The sequence below is a fragment of the Rhodococcus (subgen. Prescottella) equi genome, from assembly GCF_003013675.1.
Lineage (GTDB): Bacteria > Actinomycetota > Actinomycetes > Mycobacteriales > Mycobacteriaceae > Prescottella > Prescottella equi.
In genome coordinates this window covers 1961520-1987738 of record NZ_CP027793.1, presented here as the reverse complement: position 1 = coordinate 1987738, position 26219 = coordinate 1961520, and the positions used below count along the sequence as shown (strand labels likewise).

Annotated in this window: 23 protein-coding genes; 11 read left to right on the top strand and 12 right to left on the bottom strand. The window is 67.3% G+C overall.

Translation table 11 applies throughout. The features are described 5' to 3' along the window. Positions 1-201 precede the first annotated feature (201 nt). From C7H75_RS09355 to C7H75_RS09345, 3 genes are read left to right on the top strand one after another with little or no spacing between them, the layout of a single operon-like run. The gene (locus tag C7H75_RS09355) at positions 202-900 is read left to right on the top strand and encodes a mycothiol-dependent nitroreductase Rv2466c family protein (RefSeq protein ID WP_233281917.1); all 699 of its coding nucleotides are present in this window, start codon (positions 202-204) and stop codon (positions 898-900) included. Next, the gene (locus C7H75_RS09350) at positions 897-1718 is read left to right on the top strand and encodes a maleylpyruvate isomerase family mycothiol-dependent enzyme (RefSeq protein WP_106851278.1); all 822 of its coding nucleotides are present in this window, start codon (positions 897-899) and stop codon (positions 1716-1718) included. Before C7H75_RS09355 ends, C7H75_RS09350 begins: the two co-directional genes overlap by 4 nt. A 3-nt stretch (positions 1719-1721) precedes the next feature. Further along, a complete protein-coding gene (locus tag C7H75_RS09345; protein ID WP_106851277.1) occupies positions 1722-2381 on the top strand; it encodes a Type 1 glutamine amidotransferase-like domain-containing protein in 660 nt (219 codons plus the stop codon). On the opposite strand, the gene C7H75_RS09340 is transcribed toward C7H75_RS09345, so the two are convergent. The 3 genes from C7H75_RS09340 to C7H75_RS09330 all read right to left on the bottom strand — a co-directional run bounded on the left by C7H75_RS09340 (position 2339) and on the right by C7H75_RS09330 (position 4635). Continuing rightward, positions 2339-2710, bottom strand: coding sequence for a hypothetical protein (locus C7H75_RS09340; RefSeq protein WP_005514112.1), 372 nt, complete (start codon positions 2708-2710; stop codon positions 2339-2341). The two genes, C7H75_RS09345 and C7H75_RS09340, sit on opposite strands and share 43 nt — an antisense overlap. A gap of 353 nt (positions 2711-3063) precedes the next feature. Then, positions 3064-4317 carry a formamidase gene (gene fmdA, locus C7H75_RS09335; protein WP_013415584.1) on the bottom strand — a complete coding sequence of 418 codons (1254 nt, stop codon included), beginning with the start codon at positions 4315-4317 and terminating at the stop codon, positions 3064-3066. 30 nt (positions 4318-4347) lie between these two features. Continuing rightward, entirely contained in the window at positions 4348-4635 is a 288-nt protein-coding gene (locus C7H75_RS09330) for an FmdB family zinc ribbon protein (protein ID WP_037085402.1), read from the bottom strand. 194 nt (positions 4636-4829) lie between these two features. On the opposite strand from C7H75_RS09330, the gene C7H75_RS09325 reads away from it, so the two are divergent. From C7H75_RS09325 to C7H75_RS09310, 4 genes are read left to right on the top strand one after another with little or no spacing between them, the layout of a single operon-like run. Then, positions 4830-6317 carry a wax ester/triacylglycerol synthase domain-containing protein gene (locus C7H75_RS09325; RefSeq protein ID WP_106851276.1) on the top strand — a complete coding sequence of 496 codons (1488 nt, stop codon included), beginning with the start codon at positions 4830-4832 and terminating at the stop codon, positions 6315-6317. Further along, entirely contained in the window at positions 6314-8614 is a 2301-nt protein-coding gene (locus C7H75_RS09320; protein ID WP_106851275.1) for a glycerol-3-phosphate 1-O-acyltransferase, read from the top strand. The genes C7H75_RS09325 and C7H75_RS09320 overlap by 4 nt, the downstream gene beginning before the upstream one ends. Beyond that, positions 8611-10050 (top strand): bifunctional HAD family hydrolase/lysophospholipid acyltransferase family protein, encoded by a 1440-nt coding sequence (locus C7H75_RS09315; protein ID WP_084848417.1) that lies wholly within the window; start codon positions 8611-8613, stop codon positions 10048-10050. Before C7H75_RS09320 ends, C7H75_RS09315 begins: the two co-directional genes overlap by 4 nt. A 13-nt stretch (positions 10051-10063) precedes the next feature. After that, complete coding sequence (locus C7H75_RS09310) at positions 10064-10654, top strand: hypothetical protein (RefSeq protein WP_106851274.1); 591 nt, start codon at positions 10064-10066, stop codon at positions 10652-10654. A 21-nt stretch (positions 10655-10675) separates the two neighbouring features. On the opposite strand, the gene C7H75_RS09305 is transcribed toward C7H75_RS09310, so the two are convergent. The 5 genes from C7H75_RS09305 to C7H75_RS09285 form a co-directional block, all read right to left on the bottom strand. Further along, entirely contained in the window at positions 10676-12169 is a 1494-nt protein-coding gene (locus C7H75_RS09305) for a PPE domain-containing protein (protein WP_159025984.1), read from the bottom strand. A gap of 93 nt (positions 12170-12262) precedes the next feature. Then, complete coding sequence (locus tag C7H75_RS09300; protein WP_081265106.1) at positions 12263-12646, bottom strand: hypothetical protein; 384 nt, start codon at positions 12644-12646, stop codon at positions 12263-12265. Positions 12647-12667: 21 nt separating this feature from the next. Further along, positions 12668-13198, bottom strand: coding sequence for a DUF3558 domain-containing protein (locus tag C7H75_RS09295; protein WP_106851272.1), 531 nt, complete (start codon positions 13196-13198; stop codon positions 12668-12670). Positions 13199-13304: 106 nt separating this feature from the next. Beyond that, positions 13305-14045: a DUF429 domain-containing protein gene (locus tag C7H75_RS09290; RefSeq protein ID WP_106851271.1), complete on the bottom strand. Its 741-nt coding sequence runs from the start codon at positions 14043-14045 to the stop codon at positions 13305-13307. 19 nt (positions 14046-14064) lie between these two features. Next, a complete protein-coding gene (locus C7H75_RS09285) occupies positions 14065-14688 on the bottom strand; it encodes a maleylpyruvate isomerase N-terminal domain-containing protein (protein ID WP_233281891.1) in 624 nt (207 codons plus the stop codon). A 93-nt stretch (positions 14689-14781) separates the two neighbouring features. On the opposite strand from C7H75_RS09285, the gene C7H75_RS09280 reads away from it, so the two are divergent. Next, complete coding sequence (locus C7H75_RS09280) at positions 14782-16161, top strand: FAD-binding oxidoreductase (RefSeq protein ID WP_106851269.1); 1380 nt, start codon at positions 14782-14784, stop codon at positions 16159-16161. Between the two features lie 7 nt (positions 16162-16168). On the opposite strand, the gene C7H75_RS09275 is transcribed toward C7H75_RS09280, so the two are convergent. Then, positions 16169-17257: an AAA family ATPase gene (locus tag C7H75_RS09275; protein ID WP_106851268.1), complete on the bottom strand. Its 1089-nt coding sequence runs from the start codon at positions 17255-17257 to the stop codon at positions 16169-16171. Beyond that, positions 17254-17880, bottom strand: coding sequence for a nicotinamide riboside transporter PnuC (gene pnuC / locus C7H75_RS09270; RefSeq protein ID WP_175280028.1), 627 nt, complete (start codon positions 17878-17880; stop codon positions 17254-17256). The genes C7H75_RS09275 and pnuC overlap by 4 nt, the downstream gene beginning before the upstream one ends. A 294-nt stretch (positions 17881-18174) precedes the next feature. On the opposite strand from pnuC, the gene C7H75_RS26325 reads away from it, so the two are divergent. Together C7H75_RS26325 and C7H75_RS09260 are read left to right on the top strand one after the other, a co-directional pair. Further along, positions 18175-18384 (top strand): FAD-linked oxidase C-terminal domain-containing protein, encoded by a 210-nt coding sequence (locus tag C7H75_RS26325; RefSeq protein WP_262510145.1) that lies wholly within the window; start codon positions 18175-18177, stop codon positions 18382-18384. 186 nt (positions 18385-18570) lie between these two features. Next, a complete protein-coding gene (locus C7H75_RS09260) occupies positions 18571-20181 on the top strand; it encodes a DUF726 domain-containing protein (RefSeq protein WP_262510144.1) in 1611 nt (536 codons plus the stop codon). Between the two features lie 96 nt (positions 20182-20277). On the opposite strand, the gene C7H75_RS26210 is transcribed toward C7H75_RS09260, so the two are convergent. Continuing rightward, positions 20278-20727 carry a hypothetical protein gene (locus tag C7H75_RS26210; protein WP_233281890.1) on the bottom strand — a complete coding sequence of 150 codons (450 nt, stop codon included), beginning with the start codon at positions 20725-20727 and terminating at the stop codon, positions 20278-20280. Between the two features lie 238 nt (positions 20728-20965). Here C7H75_RS26210 and C7H75_RS26205 point away from each other — a divergent pair, with 238 nt between their 5' ends. Then, on the top strand, positions 20966-21460 hold the full coding sequence (locus tag C7H75_RS26205) for a hypothetical protein (RefSeq protein ID WP_233281889.1): 495 nt from the start codon (positions 20966-20968) through the stop codon (positions 21458-21460). Positions 21461-22607: 1147 nt separating this feature from the next. Here the strand turns inward: C7H75_RS26205 and C7H75_RS09245 are convergent. Then, on the bottom strand, positions 22608-26018 hold the full coding sequence (locus C7H75_RS09245) for a DEAD/DEAH box helicase (protein ID WP_106851265.1): 3411 nt from the start codon (positions 26016-26018) through the stop codon (positions 22608-22610). Positions 26019-26219 lie beyond the last annotated feature (201 nt).

Genomic DNA, 26219 nt, shown 5'->3' with positions numbered 1-26219 from the left:
GGCGGCTCCTCATGTGAACGGTGATTCGCACGATCGGTCTGCGTCGATGGTCCACCTTCGGCTGCATCTCCGGAGCGGTTTCGCCCGAATCGTTCGAAAAGCCGACCCGGTACGACGTTTGCGTGTCGAGTCGTCGCCTCGGCCGTCGATCGGTCCTAGAGTGGCAGGGTGGCCACGGACAGGGGTACCGACGCCGAGCCGATCACCTCGGTCGACTTCCATTTCGACCCGATGTGCCCGTTCGCGTTCCACGCGTCGCGCTGGATCCGGCACGTACGCGCCGAGACCGGCATCGACATCGCGTGGCGCTTCTTCAGCCTCGAGGAGATCAACCGCCGCGACGACCAGAAGCACCCGTGGGAGCGCGAGTGGTCGTACGGGTGGTCTCTGATGCGGGTCGGTGCGCTGCTGCGCCGCGAGAGCATGGATCTGCTGGACCGGTGGTACTTCGCGACCGGTCACCTGCTGCACGTCGACGGCGGCAAACCGCACGACCCGACGGTGGCCCGCGGCCTGCTCGAGCGCCTGGGCCTCGATCCGGCGCTACTCGACGCCGCTCTCGCCGATCCCACCACGCACGACGACGTCCGCGCGGATCACGACCGGGTGGTGGCGGCGGGTGGATTCGGGGTGCCGACGCTGTTCGTCCAGGGCACCGCGTTCTTCGGCCCGGTGCTGATCGATCCGCCCTCCGGTGAGGCCGCGGTGCGGCTCTGGAACACCGTCACCGAACTGCTCGAGTTCCCGCACGTCTACGAGATCCAGCGGATCAAGGGCGCGTCGGACGCCGCGGACATCGGACTTGCGCTGGAGCCGTACGTGCGGGGCCGCGACTGGCAGAGTGTCGATCGAGGTGAGGTAGTCGACCTCCCCGCGGCGGAAACGGAGAGTGACAGATGAGCGAGTTCCCCCAGGGCATTCTGGTCGACGCACTGTCCGAGCAGTGGGCGGTGCTCGACGACGTGCTTTCCACCGTGCAGGGCGACGCCTGGCTGACCCCGACCGCGCTGCCCGGCTGGACGGTGCGCGACGTCGTCTCGCACATCATCGGGACGGAGTCGATGCTGTCCGGCCTCGAACCGCCGTCGACGGCGATCGACGTGCACGGACTGGCCCACGTGCGCAACGAGATCGGCGCGCTCAACGAACGCTGGGTGGAGGGGCTGCGCGCCCACACCGGGCCGCAGATCCTCGCGATGTTCCGGGAGATCACCTCCAGCCGGCTGGAGGTGCTCGGCGACATGACGCAGGACGATTTCGACGCGGCCGCCGTCACCCCGGCCGGACCGGCCACGTACGGCCGCTTCATGCGAATCCGGCTGTTCGACTGCTGGATTCACGAGCACGACATCCGCGATGCGCTGGGCGGTCCCGCCGGGGACGAGGGCGGCTCGCGCGGCAACCTGGCGTTCCAGGAGATCGCCGGTGCACTCGGCTTCGTCGTCGGCAAGCTGGGCCACGCCCCGGAGGGCGCCCGGGTGGCGTTCGAGCTGTCCGGACCGCTGGCCCGCACGCTGCACGTGGAGGTCGACGGACGCGCCGCGGTGGTGCCGGAGCTGTCCGGGCCGGCGACGTCGGGGATCGCGATGGATTCGCGCCTGTTCACGCGGTTGGCGACCGGTCGCACGACAGCGGCCGAGCACGTACCGGAGTTCGAACTGGGCGGCGACACCGAGGTGGGTCGCCGGATCGTCGACCACCTGGCCTTCACGATCTGACCCGTGCGCCTGTTCCTGTCGTCGTATCGTTTCGGCACCCACGTGGACCGGTTCGTCGAGCTCGTGGGCGGGCCGGGGCCGATCGCGGTGATCGCGAACGCCGCGGACGCGTGGCCGGCCCGGGCGCGGGAGTCGGCTCTGGTGAGCGACGTCGTCCCGCTCCGCAGGCTCGGGTTCACCCCGACCGAGGTGGATCTGCGCCACTACGTCGGCGCCCCGGAGCGGCTGGCGGACACGCTGTCGGGATTCAAGGCGGTGTGGGTGCGCGGCGGCAACACGTTCGTGCTGCGCGCACAGTTGGCGCGCAGCGGCGGCGACGCGGTACTCGCCGCCCTGGTCCGCGACGGACGGCTGGCCTATGCGGGGTACAGCGCCGGGGCGTGCATCATGTCGCCGTCACTGGTCGGGATCGACAGCGCCGACGATCCGGGTGAGGTGGCGCCCGTGTGCGGCGTCGAACCACGGTGGGACGGGCTGGGTTTCGTCGACTTCTCGATCGTGCCGCACTGCGCGGCCACCGCCGACGGGTCCGTGGATACGGCGAACCCCGGCAGCGAGGCGGCCCGAATGGTCGAGGCCTGCCGTGCTGCCGGGGTTCGGTTTCGAATGTTGACCGACGATCAGGCGATCGTCGTGGACGCCGGCGCCACCGCGGCACTGTAGCCACCGACGGCAACCAGCTCGCGACGCTCGGCGGGCGACTCGATGCGGTCCAGAGCGGCCCACGTCATCTCGCACCGCTTGACGGTCATCTCGTCGGCCTCGGAGAGCAGCGTGTCGAGGAGCGACTTGGGATCGTGACGCCAACCGGCATCGACGCGCGCAACCTGCGCGTTGGTGAACAGACCCGATCCCGCGACGGCACCGACCCAGTCGCGGACGTCACCGCGGTGGATGCGCTCGAGCGAGTCCAGGTCGACACCGCCGTCCATGAATTCGTACGCGAACATGGCCGCGATGTAGTTCTCGATGCAGTTCGACGAAGCGCTCACGACTCCGCGCCCCTTTCTCCCCGACGGCCCGATCTCGCACAGTCGGACATCACGATCCGGGCGACGAGAATGTAGATGTTGTGTCATCGCGTAACGCTTCGATAGCGCCGGGCGATTGAGATCGACGCTAACGTGACGAATGACCGAGGCGTTACGATTTGATCATCACGATTAGGTAACGAAACCTGCCGTTCACCTGCAGTTGCATTCGCACGAAACTCGACACAAAGAATTCGGGCGGGGTCCGGTCGTAGCACCCCGAAAAGGCGCTTTGTCCTGGTAGTCTGCGCAGCCCTAGGACGGCACCGCCGGCGGCATGAGGGCCGCCGACGATGCCGCCGGAAATGGATGCGTCAGCGCGCCGAGTGCGGCGCCCCGATTCCCGGATCGATCCGCACGGGCCCGTCGGCGGACGGCGCGATCGGGAAATCGAATATCGCGGTCGGCAGATAGACCGTGGCGCACGAATTCGGGATGTCGACCACGCCCGACAACCGGCCCTCGATGGGCGCGGCACCGAGGAGCAGATACGCCTGTTCCGGGCTGTAGCCGAACTTCGTGAGGTAGTCGATCGCGTGCAGGCACGCCCGCTGGTACGCCAGCTGCGAGTCCAGGTAGCGCTGTTCGCCGTCGAGGGTCACCGACGTCCCCGAGAAGGCGAGCCACTCGGAGTACTGCGGGTCGGTGTTGCCGGGCATGAAGATCGCGTTCTCCGAGACGCCGTACGTCTCCATGCCGCCCTTGATGATGTCGACACGCAGATCGATGAAGCCGCCCATCTCGATGGCGCCGCAGAACGTGATCTCGCCGTCGCCCTGTGAGAAGTGCAGGTCACCCACCGACAGGTTCGCGCCGTCGACGAACACCGGATAGAAGACGCGGCTGCCCTTGGTGAGGTTCTTGATGTCCTGGTTGCCGCCGTTCTCGCGGGGCGGAGCGGTGCGGGCGGCCTCGGCCGCGACACGGTCGAAGTCGGCGCCCGAGAGGGAGCCGAGGATCGCGTCCCGCGGTTCCGGGGGCAGCGCGAGCGGCGGCACCCGGTCGGGGTCGGTCGCGATCAGCGCGGCCTCGCGGGTGTTCCACTTGCCCAGCAGCGCGTGGGACGGGGCGGTGCCCATCAGGCCGGGGTGCACGATGCCGGTGAACTTCACGTGCGGCACGTGCCGCGACGTCGCCGTCTGCCCGGCGAAGTCCCACACCGCCTTGTACGCGTCGGGGAACTGGTCGGTGAGGAACCCGCCCCCGTTGTCGCGCGGGAAGATGCCGGTGTAGCCCCAGCCCTGGCCGGCGAGCGGCCCCGAATCCTCCTGCGGAATGGGTCCGAGATCGAGGATGTCGACGACCAGCAGGTCACCGGGCTTCGCACCCTCCACCGCGAACGGCCCCGACAGGGTGTGGACGGTGGTGAGCGGCGCGTTCAGGATGTCGTCGGCGGAGTCGTCGTTGTGGATCGCGCCGTCGAACCATTCGCGGCAGTGCACCCGGAACGAGTCGCCCGGTTTCACGGTCACGGCCGCCGGGATGTCGGGGTGCCACCGGTTGTGGCCGATCTTCTCCTGCTCGGTGAACTTCTTGTTCGAATCCAGCGGGAACAGCAATTCGGGCATCGAGCCTCCTAGCGCGGACGGGCGGATTTCTCAGGGGCGGGGCAACTTTCGGTGGAGCGGGTTGGTGGTGACCTTCTGCGGGGTGCGCCGGGCGCCCGGAGCCGGCCCGGAGACCACGGTCGGCTCGCTGGCGGAGCGGGCGGTCGCGTCGAGCAACCGCATCGACGCCGACCCGCCCCGGCCGAGCCGGGTGGCGGTGATCTGCCGACGCCCGTCCGACGCGCAGTGCGGGCAGTCGGAGCTGTCGGGGACGTCCGCCATCGGGAAGTGCCGGTCGAACGGACCGCACTGGGCGCACCGGAATTGATAGAGAGGAATGACCGCGTCCTTTCGCCGGGGCAAGGATCGAAGTGCCCCGAACGTTAACGGACCGGCGGCACTCCCGCGCGGGATCCGAGTTGTCCCAGGTGTCCGGACCCGGAAGCGTCCAATCCGGGGACGCTGCCGCGCGAACGGGTCCACACTTGAGACGACGTCGAATCGAACCGAGGACTGATCTCCGAGGAGCGCGTATGACTGAGGGACAACCGTTCGTTCCACCGAGCGCGGTGGATGTCGATCTGTCCGCGGTCGCGTGGGGTCAGAGCCGCACCATGTCGGACTTCGAGACCGGCATGTGGCGGATGGAGGAGGTGCGTCCCGAACTGCGGACGCCCATCGTCGCGGTCGACATCCTCGACAAGGCGCCGGACTGGGACCGGTTGGTACGCGCGCACGAGTGGGCGTCGCACATCGTTCCCCGGATCCGGATGCGGGCCGTGGAACCGGCTCTGGGGCTGGGCAACCCGGTGTGGTCGGTCGATCCCGAGTTCGACCTCGACTACCACCTGCGCCGGATCCGGCTGCCGGGCGACAGGGGCGACCTCGATCATGCGCTGCGCGTCTGCCGACACCTGGCGACCGAGCCGTTCGACAAGGCCCGTCCGCCGTGGATCGCGATGCTCATCGAGGGACTCGACGACGGGCGCGCGGTGTACGTCGTCAAGACGCACCACAGCATCACCGACGGCATGGGCGGCATCCAGATGATGGCGCTGCTGCACAGCCGCCGTCCGGAGCCCACGCCGGACAAGCCCGATCGGGAGCCCGCGCCGCCCGAGCACCTGTCCGATCTCGGGGCGCTCGGCCGCGACGTGGTCTCCGGGATCCGCAAGGCGCCGCGGCGACTCACCGGGCTGGTGTCCGGATCGCTGCGGGCAGCCGCCACCGCCGTGACCCGACCGTTCGACGCGGCCGGCGAAGTCCTCGACTACGCCGGGTCGCTGCGCCGGGTGGTGCAGCCGCCGCCGGCGACAGGGTCGCCGCTGCTGCGCGAACGTGGGCTCGGACGCTGGTTCGGGGTGCTCGAGGTGGGCCTGCACGAGCTGCGGCTCGCGGCGCACGCGGCCGGCGGATCCGTCAACGACGCGTACATCGCGGCGCTGCTCGGCGGGTTCCGCCGCTACCACCAGGCGATGGGCGCGGAGATCGGCAAGGTCCCGATGGGGATGCCGATCAACATGCGGTCGGCGGCCGACCCGTCGGGCGGGAACCGGATCGCCGCGGTGCGGTTCGCCGGTCCCGCCACCGAGGCCGACCCGGCCAAGCGGATCCGGAAGGTCCGCGCGATCGTGCTGGCGCTGCGCGAGGAGCCGGCCCTCGACATCGTCGAGGCGGCGTCGCCGCTGCTGGTGCGGTTGCCGACCCGGCTGCTCGCCGAGTGGTACCTGTCGCAGTCCTCGGGTCTGGACCTGCAGTCGTCGAATGTCGCGGGCGTGCCGGTCCCGGTGTATCTGGCGGGCGCGCGGATCGAGCGGATGTTCCCGTTCGGGCCGGCGCCGGGCTGCGCGGTGATGGCCACGATGGTCTCGCACGTCGGGACGTGCTGCATCGGCGTCAACATCGACACCGCGGCGGTCACCGAGCCCGCGCTCTTCATGCGCTGCATGCAGGAGAGTCTCGACGAGGTGGTGGCGCTGGGCGGCGCCGCCGAGGACGCGGCGGAGGGAGCGCAGCGATGACCGATCCGGAGCGGCATCCGCGGATCTATCTCACCGAGGAGATGACCGACACCGAGGACCGGGTGTTGCGGACGTGGCTCGGCCGGCGGGAGGCCGAGTCCGGCGAGCCGACCGTCACCATGTGCACCTCGGGGCAGGCGCTGTCGTCGCTGGCGCTGCGGGACGACGACCCCGTGCTGACCCCGGTGCGGGTGGTGTGGATGCCGGACACCACCAACGGTCATCGAGGGCAGCGTCTTCGCGAGGTGCTCTCGGCCCGCGACCCGCTGCACATCGGACGGAGCGCGCAGCGGCGGGTGCTGCGGTCCGATCCCGGACGGTGCCGGGTGATCGAGGGCGATCCGGCGTCGCTGAACGAGATGCGCGACCGGCTGGCCGAGCGGGGCGGCGGGTCGCTGCCCGACTTCGTCCGGCGTCAGGCCGCCCTCGCGCTCGAGCGGGCCGAGCGGAAGCTGCTCGGCACCCAGTACAAGGTGTCGAAGTTCGTGGTGGAGGAGATCACCGACACCGGCCGCTTCTCCGCGGGCGTGAAGAAGCTTGCCGCGCAACTTGATCTCACCGTCGCCGACGTGGAACGCCGAGCCCGTGCGGACCTCGACGAGATGGTGGCCGCCCAGAGCCGGCGCGCGATCGCGCTGTGGGATCAGTTGGGCCGCTACTTCTCCCGCGCGTATCGGCTCGACGTCGACACCACCCGGTTCGAGGAGTTGCGGGAACTCAACCGCGAACATTCGCTGGTGTTCCTGCCGAGCCACCGCTCGTACCTGGATCCGCTGGTGCTGCGGCCGGCGCTGCTCGCGAACGATCTGCCGCTCAATCACGTGATGGGCGGGCTCAACGTGAGCTTCTGGCCGATCGGCCCGATCAGCAAGCGCAGTGGCACGGTGTTCATCCGCCGCAAGTTCGACGGCGACGAGATCTACAAGTGGACGCTGCGCGAGTACATGCGGTTCCTGATGAACAAGCGTTTCAACCTCGAGTGGTACATCGAGGGCGGGCGCTCGCGCACCGGCAAGCTGCGCCCGCCCCGGTACGGGCTGCTGACGTATCTGGCGAAGGCGTTCGAGTCGTCGGAGGCGCCCGACGTCTATCTCGTCCCCGTCTCGCTGGTGTACGACCAGTTGTACGAGGTGAACGCGATGGCGGCGGAGGCGCACGGCGCGGAGAAGCGGAAGGAAAGCTTCCGCTGGATGGTCGGCTACGTCCGCGCGCAGGGGCAGCGCCGCGGCGTCGCGCACGTCACGGTGGGACGTCCACTGTCGCTGCGGAAGTCGCTGGCGCAGGAGGACGACTTTCGGCTCGCGATCCAGAAGACCGGGATCGAGGTGAGTCACCGGATCAACGAGGTCACCCCGATCACCGCGTCGTCGCTGGTGATGCTCGCGTTCCTCGGCATCGAGGACCGGGCACTGACCGTCCCCGAGCTCGGTTTCATCCTCGGGCCGATGGTCGACTACATCACCGCCCGCAAGCTGCCGACTGCCGGCGACGTCGACCTCACCAATCCGCAGGTGATCCGCAAGGCGCTGTTCACCCACCTCGATTCCGGGGTGCTGCGGCGGTTCGACGAGGGCAACGAACGGGTGTACTACCTCGGCAAGGACCAGGGTCTGGTCGCGGCGTTCTACCGCAACAACACCATTCACTTCCTGGTGGTGCGCGCCATCGCCGAGATGGTGCTGTGCGCCGCGGTGGACGAGAAGTTCGCCGACCCGCTCACCGACGGCTGGGCCGAGGCCAAGCGCATCCGGGACCTGCTCAAGTTCGAGTTCTTCTTCAGCGACAAGGACACGTTCCAGCAGGAACTGCGGTCGGAGCTGAGCCTCATCGACCCGGCCTGGGAAAGCGATCTGAGCAATCCCGAGCACGTCGAGCACATTCTCGACGAGGTGCGACCGTACCTCGCGCACCGGGTGCTGCAACCGTTCCTCGAGGCGTACGTGGTGGTGGCCGATCATCTGCTGGACGCCCCTCTGGGCCCGGACTTCGACGAGAAGACGTTCCTCGCCGAGTGCCTCGCGCTCGCGCAGCAGCGTCGGCTCCGCCAGCAGATCGCGAGCAGCGAGTCGATCTCGTCGGAGCTGTTCGCGACCGCCCTGCAGCTGGCCCGCAACCGGCGGTTGATCGACAGCACCGATCCGGCGGTGGTGCAGGCGCGCCGCGACTTCGCCGACGAGATCCGCACCCTCGTGCGCCGGGTGCGCGAGATCCGCGCCCGCGCGCACGCCAAGCTCGACGAGGTCGAGAGCGTCGATTCGGTGGCCGAGTTCGTCGAGGGGCCGGGGGCGCAGCAATGAACCGTCTCGACGACATCTACTCCGCGATCGCCGCCGCGCCGCAGGGGCCGCGGACGCTGGCCGCGTTCGACCTGGACGGCACCCTCATCACCGGTTACACCGCGAGCGTCGTGTATCGGGACCGGTTGCGCCGCTTCGACCTCAATGTCGCCGAGCTGCTCCGCACCACCGGGGCCGCGTTCGACACCCAGTTCCGCGGCGCCGACGTCGGCCGGCTCATGGAGATTGCGGTCACCGGGCTCGCGGGCCGGCGGGAGGACGAGCTGCGGGAGTGGAGCCAACGGCTGTTCCGGCAGGACATCGCGGCGATGATCTACCCCGATGTCCGACGCCTGCTCGACGCCCACCGCCGGGCCGGGCACCGGATCGTGCTGGCGACGTCGGCGACCCTCTATCAGGCGCAGGACGTCGCGTACGACCTGGGCATCGACGAGATCCTGTGCAGCCGTCCGGAGGTGGTGGACGGCATGCTCACCGGCAAGCTCACCGGTCCGGCGCTGTGGGGTCCGGCGAAGGCGGCGGCGGTGCGGGCGTTCGCCGAGCAGGCGGGGACGCCGCTGTCGGAGGCGTTCGCGTATTCCAATGGGGTCGAGGATGTTCCGATGCTCGATTCGGTGGGTCGTCCGGTGGCGCTCAATCCGGACCGCAAGCTCGCGGGGATCGCGCGAGCCGAGGGCTGGTTGTCGGTGCGGCTGGCGCGGCCGGAGCGGGGCGCGACGCCGATCGCGACGTTGCGCACGGCGACAGCGTTGGGGGCGTTGACCGTCGCGACCGCCGCAGGTCTCGGGGCGGGCGCGCTGACCCGCAGCAGGAGAACCGCCGCGAATGTGGTGGGCACGTTCGGACCGGATGCGGCGCTGTCGATCTGCGGGATCAATGTGCACGTCACCGGCGAGGACAACGCGTGGAGTTCCCGGCCGGCGGTGTTCATGTTCAACCATCAGAGTTCGCTGGATCTGCTGCTGGTCGGCAAGGTCGTTCGCCGGGACGCGACGGGTGTGGCGAAGAAGGAGGCTGCGCACGATCCGCGTTTCGCCGCGATCGGCAGCCTCCTGGACGTCGCGTACGTGGATCGGACGGACACCACGCAGGCGCGGGCTGCACTGCAACCGGCGGTCGACAAGCTCAAACACGGGACGTCGATCGCGATCGCGCCGGAGGGCACCCGCTCCCCCACACCCCGGTTGGGCCGGTTCAAGAAGGGCGGCTTCCACCTGGCGATTCAGGCGGGGGTGCCGATCGTGCCGATCGTCATCCACAATGCCGGGGATCTGATGTGGCGCAACTCGTTCGTCGCGCACCCCGGCGAGGTGTACGTGGACGTCCTGGAGCCGATCAGTACCGACGGCTGGACGGTCGAGAACCTCGACAAGCACGTCGCCGAGGTCCGGGAGCGGTTCGACGACGTCCTGCGGGCAGGGCCGGTGAAGGCCTAGGTACAGTGCCTGCATGATCCGAAACGCCCGGTTCGTTCCAGTGGTTCTCGTTCTTGCCGCGGCACTGAGCGCCTGCGGTTCCGATGATGCCGAGACGGCTTCGCCTGCCACGACGGACGCCGCGGTCGGCACGGTCGCCGGTGGTGACGGTGCGCGCGCTTCGGGTGCCGACGTCTTGGCGCGCTTCTCGGGTTGTGGGGACGTCGCGCCGGTGGTCGCGCAGTACATTGCGGGGCTGCAGGAGGACCCGTCGAATGCGGCGGACGAGTACGGCGTGATCTGCAACTGGGAGACCCCGGAGGGCGCCACTTCGCTGAGCGAGATCCGCTCTGTCGAGGTGCTGATCGAGCCGGGGACCGGTGAGGTGCCGGCGAAGGGCGATCTCGAGGCCGGCAAGCTGTCCGTCCTTCCGGATACCGCGATCGAGAAGGCGGGCGGTGTCGCCTACACGCTCCCGATGACGACGGCTGTCGCCGGGGTGATCGTGACGACGGTCGAGACACCGGAGGTCAAGGTCACGATCACGGGTGGCCAGTGGGACGACATGCCGTCGCTGGACGCACCGGCCGCGGTGTCGGCCGCCAAGCAGCTCATCGGCCTCTAGCTCGGGCCCGGCCCGGCCGCCTCAGCTCCCGATGACGGGTGGGGCGGCCAGGGGCAGGTTGCCGATGAGTTCGCTGCCGTTGTCGACGTTGACGAGGTAGCCGGGCGTCTTGTGTTCGGCGTCGTCGTCGCCGCGCCCGCGAGCCCCGGCGCCGGGCATCATGCCGCCGGTGGCAGCACCTCCTCGCGCGGCGGTGCCGGCGGCCGTCGTTCCCGTCGCTCCACCCGCAGTGGCGCTGGGCGACGATCCTGCGGCGCCGCCTCCGGTTCCTGATCCACCGGAACCCATTCCGCCGGAGCCGTATCCGCCGGTGAGGATTCCTCCGCCGCCGACGCCGCCACCCCCGCTGCCGGCTCCGGACCCGATGCCCGAGCCTGGTGTCGACCCCAACCCGCTCGTGCCGGAATAGGTTCCGGTTCCGGCGCCTCCGCCCATCCCGGGAAGGCCGTAGGCGGACTGTCCCGCGCGGCTGCCGTCAAGTCCTGTGGCGGCGGCAGGGGCGGTCCAGGTGGCAGCGGGGTTCGTCACGGCGTCGGCCGGTGCGGTGAACTGGTCGTTGGAGGTGGGTTGGGCGCCCGGAGCGATGGGGTTGAATGCGCCGGGCGTTGAACCCGTTTCGGGTGTTGCGCCAGGCATGGGGCTGCCAGGAGTCTGCACTGGCGGGGTGGGCGATCCAGAGCTCGGTCCCCCGGTGTAGGGCGTCGGTGAGCCCGGCGTGCCGATGCCGGGTGCACCACCACTCGAGGGTGATGCGCCTTGGTTCTCGGCGATGACACGGGGTGGTTCGGGGAGTCTCGGCACGTTGGTGTCGGCCTGCTGCATGACCGGGGTGTAGACGGTCCGCATGATTTGGATGGCTTCCTGGTGTGCCTCGTCCTGGTCGTGGACTAGGCGTTTGAAGAGGCCGGCTGTGGGCATTCCTGCGTCAAACGCGACTTCGAGGAGGGAGCGTTTGGAGACCGGTGGCACGGTGGCTTTGACTTGGTCGACACCGGTGGCCGCTTCGGTGATCTTGGTGCCGATGAGGGTGCCGGCTTCGGCGAGTTTCCCGGATTCGGTGGCGTATCTTCCTGTTGCGGCGGTGGCTGAGTTCTTCGCTACGCCTTCCCATTTGCCGTCGGTTTCGGTGGTGATGAAGTCGCGAAAGTCGTTGAGGGCTTGTTGGAGTGATTCGCCGATCTTCGTCCAGCCTTCTGCACTGGCGCGGAGGGATCCACCGTTCATCCCGTCGACGGCGGCTTTGATGTCCTCGTGGGACATGGCTTCGAAAGCTTCGGGTGATCCGAGGGCCGGGTCGTCGAATCTGCCGCTGAATCGGCCGTAGAGCCCGGCCTGCTGAGAGTAGATTTCGTCCCGTTCGGCGTTGCCAGCGGCTTGTTCGTCGCGCACGCGGCTGCGTTCGTTGAGGTCGTAGCCAGTGACGAGGTCGAGCACCTTGTTCGCCGGGTGCTTGCCGAACTCGACAATGTCCTTGCTGATGCCTTCGACCCAGCCACTGAAGTCCGGCAGTCCCATCCTTCTCCCCCTCGTCTCATGCCTCGGTCGGCGACGCCGTCCGAGGCGGATCCGAAGCCGCGCCATCCCCTCAGTGGCGCGGCCCCGGAAGTCTTAGTTGATCTGCGATTCGACAGCAGTTGTGGCGGCGGTGTTCGCTTCCTCCGCGGCGGCGTAGCGGTTTTCAATGGCGAGGAAGACGTCGCGCATCTGTTCGACGACCGCAATGTGGCCCGCGAGCACTCGATCGAGTGATCTCTCGCCGCCCGCTGCCTTGCCGCCGAACTTCGCGCTGAGCGCGATGCCTGACGGAAGCTGCCCTAATCCGTCAACGTGCGCTAACCGCGACGCCCGCGAACGCAGATCACTTAACTCGACGACGAAATCGTCGCAGCGCTTTGCACATTGGGCAGCAGCTCCCCTTTCCAGGACAAGGTTGCCCGCTTCAGCCTCAGCCCCAAGTTGGAGCCAGCTCGGCTCGTTCGCTCCTGGCACCATCACTCCCTCCATCGCTTGCCGTCACTCAGGGATATAGGGAGTGAGAGCTCGCGCCGCCTGAACCGCGACATCGCAAGCCTCGTACGAGTTCATAGGTTTGGTGCTTCCGAAGAAGCCGGCCGAAACGAGCACCACTCCGCCCCCCGATTCCACAGCGACGTCGCACCTCTCGCGGTCTACGTCCGCCTTCTCCCGATACGTAATTCCTCGGCGATCATTCAGCTGAATCTGACTGAACTCTTCATATTGATCATTCGCACGGACCTGATCAAGCGTGTGGGTTGTGGCGAACACCGACAGATGGAAGTCCTTCCCGCGCCACCCGCAAATATTCCATCCCGGTTGCTTCACGTCCATGATCTCGCGTTCCTCCGAGGCTGGATCAACCCCAATGCCCTGGATAACGTCGTCCGGAATGTCGTCGCAAGGGGTGAACACGGGCTCGCCCCCGGCTACGCCAGCCGGCTCTGCATCCCCCGACACACTTCCCGACCCACACCCCGCCAACAGCAGACCAACACCGATCAGCCCGATCACAGCAGTCACCCGCATCCGGACCTCCTCCCCTCGTTCCAGACCGCTTCACCTTAAACAGACGCAGGTTCGGTCTCTCTGGTTCCCCTCCATCGCGAGATTCCTGACGATTCGTCGCTCCAGTTCACCCGAGCGCCGATAGCGGGACGGTCGGCAGGTGAATCCACCCTTCGCGACCAGCAACTTCGGCGTCGGCTCCGTGTGGCAATCGCGTATGCCCCACCGCGACCGCCCGCGCGATCACCGCCGCCACCACCGCATCGAAAGCGTCGTCCGACGCTTCACACGCTCCGCGGAAGTCGGCGAGGTCCAGGTACGGTGTTGCCTCGTCGAAGCTCGCCACCAACTGCGCCAGCGTCTCGCGGTCGTTCGATCTCTTGTATCCACGAAAGGGCAAACGCCATTGCTGCAGCGCGGCCGCCGGGTAGACCTCGGCAGCCGTGCCCGCGACGCGATCCGTGTCGACGCCCTCGACCGCGAGCCGCGCCAGCAGACCGGCGCACCGCAACGCCACGTGCGCGATCAGATCGGCAGACACGCTGAGCGGGACGATGCCCGTCACCTCGTGCACCACCCGGTCGGTCCGCCGCCGGACCAGCGGCAGTCGTCCGGCGCGGTTGCTCAGCTCGAGCTCGCGGCGGGGTTCCCGATTGTGATGCGCAATTACGAAGTCGACGAACGCATCCGGCCACCCGAACGGTGCGTCGATCCCGCATCGGTCCGCACCCAAGACCGCCTGCACGAGGTCGTCGTCCCTCGCCCCAAGCCGCAAACCGACGACCCGAGCGGATCGCTCACCCCAATCGATCGTCGCAACAGCGGTTTTCGCAGGTTCGGCCGAAAGGTCGATACCGACAGTCCTCATGCCGCGAGGCTATCGACCCTCACCGCATCACCGGCAACACCGGGTCGCCCGACCGCCCCGTCGCGGCCTCGACGAACGCCAGCGGATCGGGTACCGCAGCGAGCACGTCCCGCGCCCGCTCGAGAGCCATCGCCTCCGGCTCGTCGCCTCCGACGGCGTCGATCACGTCGAGCCAATGGACGGTCGCCTCCATGATCGCCATGTCGAGGAAGGCTCCGAGCGACACCGACTCCAGAATCGGATGCGGGATGACGGTGTCGCGACTTAGTCCGGTGAGCCGTTCGAACGCATCGGGCAGGTCGGAACCGAAACGCTGGACAACGCTGTCACGGTCGATGTCGGCCGCCATCTGCTGCACCATCTCGGCGAGCTGCGCGTGAATCGGTTCGGTCGCGGCGGGGTCGGCGTTGAAGACCCGGAGCATCTCCGCCGCGCTGGTCACCTTCGCGTCACCGCCGGCGGCGGGCGCAGCCAGCATCGCGATCAGGACGTCGGGGGTGACGTGCACATAGACGTCGCGGACGGTCCAGCCCCGCAGCCGCGTCTCGGTCGTCCACTGCTCGTCGGACAACTCCGCGGCCCGCTTGGCCCACAGCCGCCACAGTCGAATCAGCAGATCCCGGTCCCGTTCGAACTCATCCACCACTACCCCCTCGTCGATGTGCGGTCGCTCCGACGGTATCGCCCGGTCGTTACCTTCGGTCGCAATTCCGGCACGCGGGGGCATGATGGACGCATGACGACGGTGGATCCGGCTGTTCTCGATCAACTCATCGGCGCGCTGCCCGACGGCGCCGTGCTGACCGATCCGGGCATGACCGCCGGCTACCGCCAGGACTGGGCCGCCGACCCCAACGCCGGCACTCCGATCGCGGTGGTCCGCGCGACCTGCACCGAGGACGTGCGAGCGGCCGTGCGGTGGGCGGCCGAACACCGCGTCGCGGTGGTGCCGCGCGGCGCGGGCTCCGGGCTGTCGGGCGGGTCGAGCGCAGTCGACGGCGGGATCGTGCTGAGCACCGAGCGGATGCGGGAGATCACCGTCGACCCCGTCACCCGGGTCGCGGTCACCCAGCCCGGCCTGCTCAACGCCGAGGTGAAGCGGGCGGCCGCCGAGCACGGGCTGTGGTACCCGCCGGATCCGTCGTCGTACGAGATCTGCTCGATCGGCGGCAACGCCGCCACCAACGCGGGCGGGCTGTGCTGCGTCAAGTACGGGGTCACCACCGACTATGTGCTCGGCATGCAGGTGGTCCTGGCCGATGGCACCGCCGTCCGCCTCGGCGGTCCGTTGCTCAAGGATGTCGCCGGGCTGTCGCTGACCAAGCTGTTCGTCGGCAGCGAGGGCACGCTCGGCATCATCACCGAGCTGACGCTGCGGCTGATCCCGGCGCAGCCGCCGGCGTCGACGGTGGTCGCGTCGTTCGAGTCCGTCGAGTCGGCCGCCGACGCCGTCCTGGCGATCACCCGGGACATGCGCCCGGCGATGCTCGAGTTCATGGACCACGCGAGCATCAACGCCGTCGAGGACGCGGTCCGCATGGGCCTGGACCGCAACGCCCGCGCGCTGCTGCTCGCCCAGTCCGACGCGCCCGGCGCCGCCGGGGCGCAGGAGATCGCGACCATCGTCGCGGCGTGCGAAAAGAACGGCGCCACCGAGGTGTTCGCGACCGACGACGTCGCCGAGGGCGACGCCTTCACTGCCGCACGACGGTCTGTGTTCCCCGCCGTGCAGGCGATGGGCAGCCTGCTGCTCGAGGACGTCGGCGTGCCCATGCAGCAACTGCCCACACTTATTACCGGCGTCGAGGCGATCGCGGAGGACTGCGACGTCCTGATCTGCACTGTCGCCCACGCCGGCGACGGCAACACCCACCCGCTGATTGTCTTCGACCCCACCGACCCCGACATGACCGACCGCGCCCGCGTCGCGTTCAGCCGCGTCATGGACCTCGCAGTCGCGCTGGGCGGCACCATCTCCGGGGAGCACGGGGTCGGACGACTCAAGCGGGACTGGCTGCCGGGGCAGCTCGGCGCGGACGTCATGGAGCTGAACCGGCGGGTCAAGAACGCGCTCGATCCGCTGGGGATCCTCAATCCGGGTGCTGTGCTGCCCTGAAAGTGGTTTACAGCGGCGCCCCGAACGACGAGCACTGCGCCAGGGCCAGATCGGCCACCCGCTCCGCGAGATCCACCCGCTCGGACAGCGCTCCGGTGAGCAGCACCCACGATCGCCCGGTCGCGGTCAGCGCGTCCTCGAACCACCGCGTCATCTCGGCCCGGATGTGCTCGCCGTCGCGGATGCCGTCCTGCACGAACGGCGCGCCGACGTGATCGGTGAGCAGGTAGATCGCTGGCCGGTCGGCCACCCCCGCCCAGGCGCGACCGCTGCCTGTTCCGAGGTAACGCCGCTCCCAGACCGTGGTGGCGAAGGCGTCGGTGTCGCAGATCAGCACCGGCGAACCGGCCCGCGCAGCGCTCTCCTCCGTCCGTGTCTGTTCCCTCGCGATGTCCGCGAAGTCGTCACCGGTCCATTCCAGTTCCTCCACCGCCGCGTCGGGACGCAGCGCCCACAGTCGGTCCAGCTTGTCCAGGGTCGCCTGACGCCCGTACTCGGGCACCCAGCCGGTCCGCGCCCACACGCCGCCGCGGTCCCGGTAGCGCTGCGCCAGTGCGCGACTGACGCTCGTGGTCCCGGTCGACTCTGAACCGACCACGACGACGCGAGTTGCCAGACCGGCACGCGCAGGCTCGTCCAGTAAGTCCCAGTTACCGGCGAGGTCGGCGCGGCACGCGGTCCCCGATACGGGGTGCGCGATCCGGTCGGGGTCGACGCACACGTGGGTGGCCCCGAACCACTGCGCCAGCTCGTCGCCGTACTTCTCGCTCGAGACCACCGCGTCGATCGGGGTCGTGTCGACCTGACGGACAGCGGCGCGCATGCAGGCGACCTGCGCCGCCCACACCGTGGTCGATTCGAGGTCCATCGGCGCGTCGCAGGCGATCCCGGTGACCCGCACCGTCGCGTCTCCGGTGTGGGTCTGTCGCATCCAGGACACCCGGTCGGCAAGTGGGATCGACTCCGCCGCCGACGCCATCACCACCACCGTCACGCGATCCGCGATCCGTGCGGCCGACCGGACCAGGTGGTGGTGTCCGTGGTGCGGCGGATAGAACTTACCGATCACCAGGGCGTGCCGGTACGGCGAGGTCACGGCGCCACCGCCAGCACGGTTTCGGTTGCGCGACTCCGACGCCAGGCGAGTAGGCCGCGAACGCACAGCAGCAGGAACCCGGCATAGAGCAGAGCCGTGAGCGTCAGCCCCTTGTGCAGGTACAGCGGGATGTAGATCAGGTCGGCGGCGATCCACAGCAGCCACGACTCCCACCGTTTGGTCGCCTGACCCCACGTCGCGAGCAGCGACAGGACTGTGGTGACGGCGTCCCAGAACGGGACCGTCGACGACGTCGCAGTGTCGAGGAACAGTGTCAGCGCGGCGGTTCCGGCGATTCCCGTAGCAGCGAGCCACACCCATTCGGTCCCGGTCGTCCCGGTGACCGGCAACGTGTCCCCGGCGCGTCCTTGCACCCAGTTGCGCCACCCCCACACGGCGAGTGCGATGTAGACCACCTGCAACCCCGAGTCCGCGAAAAGCCCTGCGGTAGCGAACAACAGGATCCACACCAGGTTGTTGGCGATGCCGATCGGCCAGTTCCATATCGATTGGCGGCCCACCAACCACACGCACCAGGCTCCGGTCACGAAGCCCAGCACCTCCGCCCAACTCGTCGGCGCACCGAATGCGGTGAATGCCGTCGAGTTCAGGAAATCGATCATCACTCCTCCTCAGTTCGTCGACAGACATTAGCGCATATATGCGCTAACTCGGCATTCGGCCGGGCCTAGGGCGAACGACAAGGCCTTCATCGCCGCACGACGATCCGTACTCCCGGCTGTGCAGGCGATCGGCAGCCCGCTCCTCACCGGACGTCGGCGTGCCGATGCAGGCTCTGCCCGCGCCCACCTCCGGGATGGAGGCGATCGCCGAGGACCGCGACGCCCTCGTCTGCACCGTCGCGCACGCCGGCGACGGCAACATCCCCTATCGCCTTCGATCCCACCGACCCGGACATGACCGAACTCGCCCTCATCGTGTTCCACCGCGTCACGGATCTCGCAATTGCCTTGGGCGGCAAACGCTCCGGCGAGCACGTAGCGGGTCGGCGCGAGCGGGACCGGCCGCCCGGTCAGCTGGGCGAGGACGTCATGCAACTGAACCGGCGGGTCAAAAACGCACTGGATCCGTCCGGACGCCTGTATCCGGGTGCAGTGTTCTCCTGATCCGACGTCACACGGACTAACAAACGTTCTCCGTGGTGGCCGAAACCAATAGACCGCATAGTGACACCGTTTGTCCGGGTCTGGCTGTATAACTGAGCCCGGCTGACGTGGATGCACGGTCCAGCTTCACGCCAAGTGTGAAACAAGTACCAATCTGACGGGGGTATTGCAGTGCCATCGAAGGCAGTGTCGTTCAAGCCGATCTCTCACGACGGCATGGAGTGCGAGGTGCGCTCTCCATTCGGCCTGCGGCTACGACTTAGCGGGACCATCACCGCTGTCGAACCGACAGTCGAAGGCGACGAGCCGATGACTGCGAACCCGGCGCTGATTCACAACGCGTGGGCCTATGCGAAGAACGAGAAACTCTTTCGCCGCTTCAAGAATGAGAAGAAGAAGGAAAGCCATCGTAAGCAGGCCGACGCTCACGCGGATGCCGCGGAAGAGATCGCGGAGCTGATCGACCAGCTCGAGGACTCCACTCGGTCTGGATGGTGCTCGGCCTGCTACGCGCACACCGATCACCGCAAGGTCAAGATGGGGCGACTCAGCGTGCCCGCGAATCTGTGTGTCACATGCGGTTCACCAACGCTCGCCTGCGCCGCGCCTCAGTGCAGCAACATGGCGACTCGTGGTTCCGGCGCAGTGCGTATCCCGCGGTTCTGTGCGGAGCACCGCCATGAGCTTCCCAGCTTCGAGCGAGCAGCAGACAAGATTGAGACGGTCGACGACTACGAGAAACTCTGGGTGTTCGACAAGAGCAACCTGAGCCGCGGTTCCAAGTACGCGATGGCCGGCGTGCTCGCCGCCGGCGTCGTCGGCACGGGTGGTCTGATGGCCGCACCGGCGGTCGGCGGCGCTATCGGCACCCTGGTCGGCGGCTACACAGGCGCTGCCGCCGCCAGCTATGGGCTGGCCCTGCTCGGTGGCGGTTCGGTGGCTGCCGGCGGGCTAGGCATGGTCGGCGGTACCTATGTGGTCGCCGCGGCCGGAGCCGCGTTGGGAGGCGCGCTCGGAGCCAGCATCACCAACGGTTATGTCAGTGAGGACAAGTCGTTCGCCATCGAGAAGTTCCGCGACGGATCCGGCACACCTGTCATCGTCGCGCGAGGATTCACCACGGAGAAGGACCCGAACTGGAAGTCGGCCATGCAGATGGTCGAGGAACGGTACCCGGACTCACCGATCTACCGGCTGCACTGGGGCAGTAAGGAACTCGGCTCACTTGCGGCCTTGGCCGTAAAGAACGGGGGTACGAAGCAGGCGATGGCCTTCGTGAGCGGCGCGGCGGCGCGGGCAGGCAAGTTGGCCGCGAAGAAGCTCGCGCCGATCGCCCCCGCGCTGTTGGTCACCGACCTCGTGAAGAACCCCTGGCACACCGCGGTGGTCCGAGCGGACCGAACCGGCGTCGCACTCGCCGGAATCCTGGCTCGCACCAAGGTGGAGAGCTACATCCTCGTCGGCCACAGCCTCGGCGCCCGCGCGATGATCACGGCCGCCGAGACCATGGGGACCAGCAAGGACGCCCCGAAGATCGAGGCAGTCCACCTCCTGGGCGCCGCAGAGGGCAAGAAGGCCGACTGGCGACCGCTCAGCGAGGCGGTCACAGGAACGGTGAACAACTACTACTCGACCAACGACGGAATCCTGAAGTACATGTACGCCGCGGCGCAGGCCGGAAGTGTCGCGGTCGGCCTACGCGGCTTCGAATGCAAGTACCCGAACATCAAGGACCGGGATGTCTCCGCCAAGGTGGCTGGCCACTCGGACTACTTCGACAACGTGCGGCTGGCCTAGGAGCACTGCTCAGGGGCGGTCCCGGCTTCGGCGCGCACCGCGCCGCTGGGACTGCCCCGATCTTCGATCTTGGAGCATTGTCGGCCTGATCGAACGTCACGCGAAGTCGCGCGCCTCGAATCGCGCTCGCGCCGCGTCGGTCCCGAGTTTGGCTCGGCTCGCGGGATTGTGCGCGTAGAAGCTCACGAAGTGCAGCAACAGCACGTCGTCCATCGCGAACTTGCGGCAGTCGAGCACGATCATCGGAACCGGCGGTAGTTTGTCGATTCGCCAGATCGGTGTGGTGTATCGGCGAGTCCAGTGCGCGTTCGCGAACCCGATCAGCAGAATCATCCGATGCCCGTTGTACGCGGGCTTGGCACCTGCCACCGATTCCCACGGCAGGTAGGAGTCGAAGCTCCAGCCCCGGTGACGGATCCCGTCGGGGGTGAGCAGCACCACGCCGGAGCGAATGCGTCGCAACGCGACCAGGACGAGGAAGGACCCGAACGACGCTCCGAGCACACCGAAAACCACCGTTGCGCCCGGGACTCCGGACGTCGGCACGCCGAGGTAGATCTCGACGGCCGGTCCGGCGGTGAGAACCGCCGCAACACACCGCCATGGCGACCAGCACTGCCCACAGGTGTCCGGACTGTCTGACCTCGGTGGCGGCTCGGTGACTCGACTCGGTGGAGACTGTGCGAATGGCTCCCCGGCTACCCGAGCGTCTGAGCAGTACCCCGAAAACCGCGACGAGGAAGACCAGCCCGCCATAAGCCAGGCCGTATCGAAAGACTGACGGGTGGCCTTCGATGCCGCCGACGACGCCCACGAGCACTGCTACACAACCTACCGCCGTGAGGAGGCCGATCGCCAGCTTCTCTCGCAGGGCGAACGTGACGATCGGCCACTCCACTGGTTGTTGCAGCTGATCAGAAGATCGCATTCCACGCCCCTTCGCCAGCCCGCCGACTGCCGCGCCGGCGTCTCCGATGGCGTCCACGCCCGCACCAATCGCGTCGCTGACGTCACCGCCGTTCTGGTAGAGGGAATCGATCGCCCCCGACGTGAACAGTCCTGCGCCCACACCGACGACCGCTCCCACCGCCGTCCCCAGTCCCGGCACAGCGGATCCGATCAACGCTCCGGTCGCGGCACCGGCCGCGAGCGACGCCCCGAACCCTCCGGCCCCCGAAACTATCGCCTGTTCGACAGGTTTACCGTTGTAGATGTCGTACGCGACGCCCGCCGCGCTGAGAGCACCTCCGACCTTGAGACCGATTCTGCCCGCGCTTGACTCCGACTTGGCCGCTGCGGCTGCGGCATCGTCTGCACCGGCACTCATCGCGCGGGACAGGTCAACATCGCGGTAGATCACCGACACCGGAGTTCCAGCAGGAGCGGTCCGCGCGAGTTCGAGGTACTTCTCTGCCTGGGAGGCAAGGAACTTGGATTGCTCGCCGAGGGCAAAGACATGCCGCGCTGCCAGATAGCCGGCGGCACCGTTGACGAGATCCGCTGACAGAAAGAACCACTTGCCGGTCACGTCCGACCAGACGTTGGCCAGGGTCTGCAGGGTGAACGTCCAGAGCTCGTGCGTGGCGTCGGCATCTTGCTGAGCGGCCTGGTACGCGGCCACAAGGCTGGCATAGGTTTCGGGGTCGGCCGGCACCCGGTCGGGTCCTTCGATAACTTCCCCGGACACGCGGAGCCCAGCCGCCGAGGCTATATCCCGAATCTCGCGCATCCGGTCGTGGACCAACTGCAGTTGGGCCGCCGCGTCGTCGAAGGTCCTGCGTGCAGGACCACAGCAGCTTTCAGGTCCTCGGACTTCGCGGCCGATGATTGTGCCCGCGCCGCAAAGCCATCTCCGGCCGTTCCCTCCCACCCCGCTCGGGCGGTGTTACGGACCGGTACAACTCGTCCGCAGCCGTTGATATCGCGATCGCAAGAATGTCACGGAGCCAGAAGGCGACACGACGGATGCTCTCGGGACTGCCGTCCACATGGGTATCGATCGACACCGTCACTCCGTCCACGCGGATATCAACGCGTCCGCGGATTCGATGTCGTGTTCGCGGTACCGGGCGTTCGCCTGGGCGACAGTGTCGTCTCTACGATTCCGTGGAGGATCGGGACGTGGATCCGATCGGGACGTGGATCCGATCGATTTCCTCATTGCCATCACGCCGACCTGAAGTCGGACGCGTCCCCCGTTTTTCGATATGCCGCGGATAGTACGAATCGTCACCGACAGGCTCGTTGGGCTACGAGCCCCTCGGCTGTCACTCGATGAGGTGACGGCGGCTGTACCGGCACCCACGCGATCTTAGGACGAATTCTGATCGGCGCCGCCACATCACGCCCGATACGAGCAGCATGCGTGGCCCTGCCTGTCGCCAATCGTGCAGCAGACCCGAGGCCTCGGTTTCAGCTCTCATGCCTCATGGCGTGCGGATTCGGTTCGCTGCGCGGACAGCACGCCGCAGATCGGCGGGCGGCAGCCGGTTCTGGAACAACCTGCCTACACGGTCGATCAGCGCGCCCTCGGAGATCGACGTCTCCCCCGCCGACGCCATCTGGCAGTACTGTACGACCTCGTTGGGCGGAACGACGTCGATCGTCCGGGGGCCAAGCTCGCGAGCGATCGCCGAGGATTGCGCGGGAAGCCGGAATGTAATTGGCTTGTTACCGGATCGCCCCAACGGATTCTCGGAAACGATCCGCCCACTTCGCTTGGCAGCCGAGATAGCGCGGTTGAGGAGTCGCGAGAATTCGTCGATGGGCTCGCGGCCCGATGCACATTCTCTGTAGACCTGGTGAATTCGCCATCCCGTCACCGGGCCTTCCACGGACACGATCGAGACGACGTTGTCGACGATCCTGTCGGAGGTTGTCTTGGAGATCGGCGACAACGCTTGAAGAAATACGGAGTACGGCATCAAGTCCGTGGACTCAGTATTTGGGGTCTGCGCCGCGGTGTTTGCCGGCGCCAGTGCCTTGCCGCGAGCAACCACACGGCGCGGTGGCTTGGTGAACTGATCGTCTGTCGGTTGGACGGTCGCCTCGGGTTGCCGCTTGGGCGTCACGCTTGGGGCAGTGGGCGAGTGCGTGGTGAGGCCAGTAGCTACGGGTCTCTGTGCAGCCGGCGCGGCCGAGCCACGCGCAGGACTCGAATTGTCCTGCACGCCATCAGCTGGTGTTACCGGTTGCTGTGCCGACGCCGCTGGCACGCCTTGCCCGAAGAGCCGCTGGCGCTCTGCGGCAATGATGTCGCGTGCTAGTTCTGCCTCGGTCACGTCATATGCCTCCGGCGCGCTCGCCGCTGTTTCACTCTCCCGAGCGAAGCTCTCGAACAGGTCCTTCTTGCGGGCCAGAATCTCTCGGACGCGTTGATCGACTCCCTCGTCTGACAGAAGCCTGTGCACCTGAACGGATTCCAGCTGTCCCATCCGGTGTGCGCGGGCGATGGCCTGCCATTCTGTGGTGGGTTTGAGCTGGGGCTCGCAGATCACCACGACGGAGGCGGCCTGGATGTTCAAGCCGACACCGCCGGCGACGATCTGGGCAACGAGAACGGCACCTTGGTTGGCGGCGGAGAACTCGTCGACCATCACCTGGCGTTGACTTGCGGCGACCGATCCGGTGAGCGGACCGAAAACCTGCCCTGGTACGTGTCGGGACACATCCCGAAGGATGTCGAGGAAGTGCGAGAAGACGATGACCCGTCGTCCGTTGGCTTCTGCCTCCTCGACAAGCTCAACGAGGCGTTGCATCTTGGCCGACTTGATCCCTTGCTTCATCGCCGCCTGGCGCATCGCCATGAAGCTCCGGTCGTTCACTGCGGAGCTGTAGGCAGCGAAGTCCTCATCCGACATCGTGACCCACTCGTCGACCTCGACCAGCTCAGGGAGCTCTGTGAGGACATCTTCTTGGTTGCGACGCAGATAGGCGGGGGCCACTTGGCGCCGAAACTTCTTGGGCGAGAATTCGTCCGCGTCCAGGGCAAGGTCTGGTCGAAGATAGCCGACGAGGTTACGGAACTCGTCCAGTCGATTCTCGAGAGGAGTTCCCGTCAGAAGGATTGCCCGCTCACACGAATCCAGGATTTGGGCGGTCCTCCGAGTCCTGAGCGCGTCGGGGTTCTTGATGCAGTGCGCCTCGTCGACGACAACGCAGCCCAATGCTGGTTGTTCGACATTCTCGATCAGCCACCGCAAGGTTTCGAATGTGGTCACGGCAACGCCGCCCTTGCGCACCCACTGCTTGGCTGCCGAGTTCCGATCTGGGCCGTGTAGCCGGTGCGCGGCAAGGTTCGACTTGGCGCTGACCTCGCGCACCCAGTTCGTCACCACCGCCGCGGGACAGATGACTAGGAAATGGTGTTCACCCTTCGCACGCAGATGGGACAGTACAGCGATCGCCTCGACCGTCTTACCGAGGCCCATCTCGTCGCCGATGATTACTTTGCGCTGGACCAAGGCGAAACGTGCCGCGAAGCTCTGATACCCGCGTAGAGAGGCCAGCAAGTGATCTGCATTGAGGTCGAACTCGCGTACGGCCTCCACGATTTCCGCGGGGAGGTCGCCGTGCGTCTTCTCGTCGTCCTCGGTGATGAACCCGAGTTCGGCCAAGAGCGCGAAGTAGTCGGCGGGGCGCGCGAGAAAGTCGTCCCAGGGGTCGCCGGATTGGGCGGAGCCATGGGCTTCGGAGATCGCCGAGGCAGTCGTCACGACGGTTCGGACCGCGTCACGGTAGTCCTCAACGGTCGACAATGAGGTGGGTATGACGAGGGTGTGCGTCACGGTCGCGCTTATCGCCGCGGCGAACGGAGCCAACTGCTCGGCACGCGCAAGGTCGTCGGGTGACGCGGCGACTCGACGTGCTGCATCCCAGCTGCGGAGTCGACGCAGAAACTCGGTGTGCGCCGCTGTGCGATTCTTGATGTCGATGCGCATCGGCATCTCTTCGAACGTGTTGTGCCTCAACGTGCGTGCTGCTGCGCGGATCCTGTTGGCGGAGGTCTCGCCAATTCCTTCGAGCTTCTCGAGTCGGTCCTCGTTACACAGCACGGCGTGCACGGTGGTGATGTCGTTCTCGGTGAGTACACCGACGCGGATCCTGTCTCGGCTCGCCTCGCGGAGTCGCTCGACAGGCATTTCGGCCAGCATCCGATCGGTTTCGCTGTTCCGCACGGCGTTGCCGGCGTTCAGGGCTGCGCTACGCCGTTCCGCCTGGTCAGCAGCCGCCCGCTGGATGAGGATCACCGCGCTGGGCAGTTCGACAAATGACCGCGCGGCTTCGATGGCCGCACCCTTGCCCTGCTCAGGGAGCTCCTGCGCAAGTCCCACCCAGTCAGCGAGTGCGTCAGAGATACCGAGCGTACGCACCCGAGGGTCGTCGCGAGGAGCTGCGCGCTCGATCTCGTCGCGCAGTCCGCTGGCGAGGAACCATTTGTGGTACCCGGGCAGAAAGCGTGCGGCGCGGTTGGCCTTGTCCCTGGTACCGCCGAACAGAAGAAGCCGGCCGAATCCAGTCACCTTCTGCAGGTCGTCAGTGGCTTGGCCTACTTCCGCAACCAACCGATCCAGTTCCTTCTGAATGTCGGCGGGGATTCGCGGAAGGGTTGTCTTGGCTGCGACGGCCCTGATGGGCTCGCGGTCACCAGAACGAAGTGGGAGAAAGTGCCAGCTCGTGCGGTTTACTTGAGGTGCCCACACCACCCGCTTTTGCAGCTGTGTCGCCGCCTCGTCGGCGGCGGCGATCACCTGTGCTCGTGCATCGATCATCGCCCGAGCAGCATCGACCCAGCCACGTACCTCGTCGCCAACTGCCAGTGGCTCGTCGCTACCCATTGCTCCCGAACAATCGATCGATTCCTGCGCAGCAGATTAGCTGACCTAGCTGCAGCACGAAGATCCGACCCGAACGTTGCCGGAACCGTCGAATCTCATGCGCCAGCTATCTTCTGAGGATGATGTGTCAGTTCTTTCGCGGAGCACGTACACCTAGATCCTCGGATCTAGGTGTACGACTCCCTGCACACGGTGGCAGTT

Bases quoted from the DNA above. Each gene is read 5' to 3' on its own strand.
- pnuC (WP_175280028.1), bottom strand. From the start codon at position 17,880: ATGATCGATTTCCTGAACTCGACGGCATTCACCGCATTCGGTGCGCCG.
- C7H75_RS09295 (WP_106851272.1), bottom strand. From the start codon at position 13,198: ATGCGGGTGACTGCTGTGATCGGGCTGATCGGTGTTGGTCTGCTGTTG.
- C7H75_RS09325 (WP_106851276.1), top strand. From the start codon at position 4,830: ATGACTGAGGGACAACCGTTCGTTCCACCGAGCGCGGTGGATGTCGAT.
- C7H75_RS26325 (WP_262510145.1), top strand. From the start codon at position 18,175: ATGACCGAACTCGCCCTCATCGTGTTCCACCGCGTCACGGATCTCGCA.
- C7H75_RS09280 (WP_106851269.1), top strand. From the start codon at position 14,782: ATGACGACGGTGGATCCGGCTGTTCTCGATCAACTCATCGGCGCGCTG.
- C7H75_RS09350 (WP_106851278.1), top strand. From the start codon at position 897: ATGAGCGAGTTCCCCCAGGGCATTCTGGTCGACGCACTGTCCGAGCAG.
- C7H75_RS09310 (WP_106851274.1), top strand. From the start codon at position 10,064: ATGATCCGAAACGCCCGGTTCGTTCCAGTGGTTCTCGTTCTTGCCGCG.
- C7H75_RS09290 (WP_106851271.1), bottom strand. From the start codon at position 14,045: ATGAGGACTGTCGGTATCGACCTTTCGGCCGAACCTGCGAAAACCGCT.
- C7H75_RS09245 (WP_106851265.1), bottom strand. From the start codon at position 26,018: ATGGGTAGCGACGAGCCACTGGCAGTTGGCGACGAGGTACGTGGCTGG.
- fmdA (WP_013415584.1), bottom strand. From the start codon at position 4,317: ATGCCCGAATTGCTGTTCCCGCTGGATTCGAACAAGAAGTTCACCGAG.
- C7H75_RS09320 (WP_106851275.1), top strand. From the start codon at position 6,314: ATGACCGATCCGGAGCGGCATCCGCGGATCTATCTCACCGAGGAGATG.
- C7H75_RS09300 (WP_081265106.1), bottom strand. From the start codon at position 12,646: ATGGTGCCAGGAGCGAACGAGCCGAGCTGGCTCCAACTTGGGGCTGAG.
- C7H75_RS09305 (WP_159025984.1), bottom strand. From the start codon at position 12,169: ATGGGACTGCCGGACTTCAGTGGCTGGGTCGAAGGCATCAGCAAGGAC.
- C7H75_RS09315 (WP_084848417.1), top strand. From the start codon at position 8,611: ATGAACCGTCTCGACGACATCTACTCCGCGATCGCCGCCGCGCCGCAG.